Raw genomic sequence first — 3,409 nt, 5'->3', positions numbered from 1 at the left:
TGCTGATCATGCCGCCGCTGTTGCAGCTGACCCTGTTTTCCTTCGCCGCGACCCTGGACGTGAAGGCCGTGGACCTGGCCGTGCTGGACCAGGACGGCGGGGCGGCGGCGGTGGAGCTGGCCCAGCGCTTCGTCGGCGCGCCGTACTTCGCCCGGGTGCACCACCTCTCGGGCCTGGGCCAGGCGGCCCCGGAGCTGGAGAACGAGCGGGTCATGGCCGTCCTGGTCCTGCCCCAGGACTTCTCGCGCGACGTGGCCGCCGGGCGCCCGGCCACGGCCCAGGTCCTGCTCGACGGCAGGCGTTCCAACACCTCGCAGATCGTCCAGGGCTACATCCAGGCCGTCGTGGACGGCTACAACGCGGACCTCTGCGCGCGGCGCGGCCAGCCCGGGCCCCCGGCGCGGCTGGTGGTCCGCGCCTGGTTCAATCCCAGCCTGGACTACATGTGGTTCACCGTGCCCAACCTCATCGGCATGCTTTCCATGGTGGTCGGGCTGCTGGTGACCTCGCTGTCCGTGGCCCGCGAGCGCGAGCTCGGCACCTTCGACCAGATCCTGGTCACGCCGCTGTCCCCGCGCGAGATCCTGGCGGGCAAGACCATCCCGGCCATGCTTCTGGGCATGGCCGAGGGCCTGCTCATCGTGGCCGCGGCCATCGTCTTGTTCCGCATCCCCTTCCGGGGCTCGTTCCCCGTGCTCTTGCTGGCGCAGTTTCTGTTCCTGCTCTCGGTGGTGGGCGTGGGGCTGTTCATCTCCTCGCTGTGCAAGACGCAGCAGCAGGCCATCCTGGGCACCTTCACCTTCATGATCCCGTCCATGCTCCTGTCCGGCTTCGCGACGCCGATAGAAACCATGCCGGAGTTCCTGCAACTCGTCTCCCATGCCAACCCGCTGCGCTACTTCCTGGTGGCCGTGCGCGGGGTGCTGCTCAAGGGCATGCCCCCGGGCATGGTCCTGGAGGTGCTCTGGCCCCTGGTGCCCATCGCCGTGGTCACCCTGGCCCTGGCCTCGTGGCTCTTCCGGCGGCGGCTGGGCTAGCTGGCGGGCCGGGGGGCATGGCGGGCCGCCGCGTGCCCGGCCAGCCAGCGGCCGCGTGCGTGTCCGGGCGCATCCGGGGCCCGGGGCGTCGCGCCGCCCTCCGGGGCGTCCGCCCGCGCCCGTGCGGGCCCGGCCCCGGCCAAGCAGCTGCACATGGCCGCGCTCCATCTCCGCCGGCGCCCGCGCGGGCCCGGCCCAGGCTAAAAGAAAATCTGTTGCCTGCGCCCCCCGCATTGCCCTAAATGCCTTCCTGGGACACCGCCCCCTTGCGGCGGCCCCGCTTCTCCGGGCGTCCCGGAGTCATTCCTCATCCAGGCGGTGTGCCTATGGGTTCACGTTCCAGGCGGGTGCCGCGCGGCGGCGGGGCGGGTCGGCGCCCGGGGCGGGGGGGCGGCCTGGCGCAGGTTTGCGCCCCGCAGGGCGACGGGCTTACTCCGGCGCAGGAGTCCTTGTCGCGGCGCCTGCGCCAGGGCTGCTCCCGGGCCCTGGCCGGGGCCGTGGCCCGGGGCCCCGGCGTGCGCGGCCTGTGCGAGGCCGTGCAGGAGGCCTACGCCGCCCTGGACGACGTGCTGCGGGACCTGGATTTCGACCCGCCCGTGGCCTGCGCCCGCGGCTGCCTGCACTGCTGCTTCAACCAGGTTTCCCTGACCCCGCCCGAGGCCCTGTTCCTGGGCATCCACGTCCTGGAGCGCTTCTCCCCCGGCGAGGGCGACGCCCTGGCCGCGCGGGTGGAGGCCCTGGGCGGGCTCATCCGCGGGCGCAGCCGCCGCGAACTGGGCGACATCCGCCACCTGACGCCCTGCGCGTTCCTGCGCGACGGGGCCTGCTCGGTGCACGAGGCCCGGCCCCTGGCCTGCCGGGGCTGGAATTCCGTGGACGCCCGGGCCTGCCAGCTGAGCGTGGAACTGCGCGATCCCCTGGCGCCCATCCCCATCTACGCCCTGCAACGCGAGCTGGCCGGGGCCGTGCAGCAGGGGCTCCTGGAAGGGGCTGCCGCCCTGGGGCTGGAGGCGGGCTATCTGGTCATGACCCGCGCCGTGGCCCTGATGCGTCGGCGCGGGGTGCTGGCCTGCGCCGAGGACTGGCTGGCTGGGCGGCCCTTCCTGGCCGCCGCCCCGGCCTGAGCCCCGGCGCGCCGGGCGCCGCGGGCGTGTCCGGGCGCGGGGGACACGGCGGGGATGCCCGGGCTTCTCCGGGCTTGTCCGGGCATGTGGGGCATGTGCGGAAACGACAAGGGACGGCCCCCCCCGGGGGGGCCGTCCCTTTTTCGCGCTGGCGCCGGGGGCGCCGGAAATCAGGCCCGGGCCAGGATGCCCGGCCCGGCGTCGGCCACGCTGGCGCAGCCGGTGAGGACCATGGCCGAGACCAGCTCGGACTTGATCTGGCGGATGTACTGCGCGGCGCCGTCCTTGAGCCCGCCCATGACCGCCACGCTGAACGGGCGCCCGATCATCACCGCGTCGGCGCCCAGGGCGAGCATCTTGAGCACGTCGGCGCCCGAGCGGACGCCGCCGTCGGCCAGCACGGTCATGCGTCCGCCCACGGAGGCCGCGATTTCAGCCAGCACGCTGGCCGAGCCCTGGGCGTGGTCCAGCACGCGCCCGCCGTGGTTGGAGACCACGATGGCGTCGGCCCCGGCCTCCAGGGCCAGGCGGGCGTCCTCCACGGTCATCACGCCCTTGAGCACGAACCGTCCGGGCACCTTTTCCACGATCTCGGCCAGTTTTTGCGGGGTCTTGGGCGACACGGGGCGGCCCATCTTGGCCAGGGTCACCAGCCCGGCGGCGTCGATATCCATGCCGAAGACCGTGGCGCCGGTGGCGGCGGCCTTGTCCAGCTTGGCGTCGAATTCGGCGTCCTCCCAGGGCTTGATGAAGGGGATGCCCCGTCCGCCGACCTTTTCGATGGCCGCGAACCCGGCCTCGTGGATGAAGGCGGGCACGCCGTCGCCGGTGCAGCCGACGATGCCCTCCTGGGCGCAGGCTTCCAGTTTGGCCGTGATGTAGTCGATCTCCTCGATCTTGCCGCCCATGTTGAAGGACACGCCGCCGATGGGCGCGGCCAGCACGGGGATGTCCAGGTCCAGGCCAAGGACGGTGGTGCGGGTGTCCGGCTCCGAGGCGCCGTGGATCAGGCGCATGCGCAGCTTGTGGCCTGCCAGGGCGGCGATGTTCTCCTTGAAGGACGCGCCCGAGCCCAGGCCGCCCATGCCGGGCACCTCGCCCGCGCAGGCCCGCCCGTCGCACACGGAGCAGACCCTGCAGTAGCCTTTCATCAGTTCACGCGCCTTGTCGCGGACTTCCTTCATGATCGTCTCCTTTCTGTATGCAGAGGGTGTCAGCCCCATACCAGCGGGATTTGGCGGCGCGCCC

Annotated in this window: 3 protein-coding genes; 2 read left to right on the top strand and 1 reads right to left on the bottom strand. The window is 72.8% G+C overall.

Annotated features, from left to right (window positions below; genetic code table 11):
* The coding region (locus M0P34_RS14405; RefSeq protein ID WP_291500355.1) for an ABC transporter permease at positions 1 to 1,037 on the top strand (1,037 nt) is incomplete at its 5' end.
* A gap of 449 nt (positions 1,038 to 1,486) precedes the next feature.
* Complete coding sequence (locus M0P34_RS14400) at positions 1,487 to 2,161, top strand: YkgJ family cysteine cluster protein (protein WP_291500353.1); 675 nt, start codon at positions 1,487 to 1,489, stop codon at positions 2,159 to 2,161.
* A gap of 170 nt (positions 2,162 to 2,331) precedes the next feature.
* On the opposite strand, the gene M0P34_RS14395 is transcribed toward M0P34_RS14400, so the two are convergent.
* Entirely contained in the window at positions 2,332 to 3,345 is a 1,014-nt protein-coding gene (locus M0P34_RS14395; RefSeq protein ID WP_291500351.1) for an alpha-hydroxy-acid oxidizing protein, read from the bottom strand.
* Positions 3,346 to 3,409: the final 64 nt, after the last annotated feature.

Source organism: Desulfocurvus sp. (assembly GCF_023230885.1).
Classification (GTDB): Bacteria; Desulfobacterota; Desulfovibrionia; order Desulfovibrionales; family Desulfovibrionaceae; genus Desulfocurvus.
Note: the sequence above shows the minus strand (reverse complement) of the source record. Positions and strands in the feature narration are given on the sequence as shown.

What these genes read in the sequence shown, in the direction of transcription:
- M0P34_RS14395 (WP_291500351.1), bottom strand. Translation starts at nt 3,345, where the DNA reads ATGAAGGAAGTCCGCGACAAGGCGCGTGAACTGATGAAAGGCTACTGC.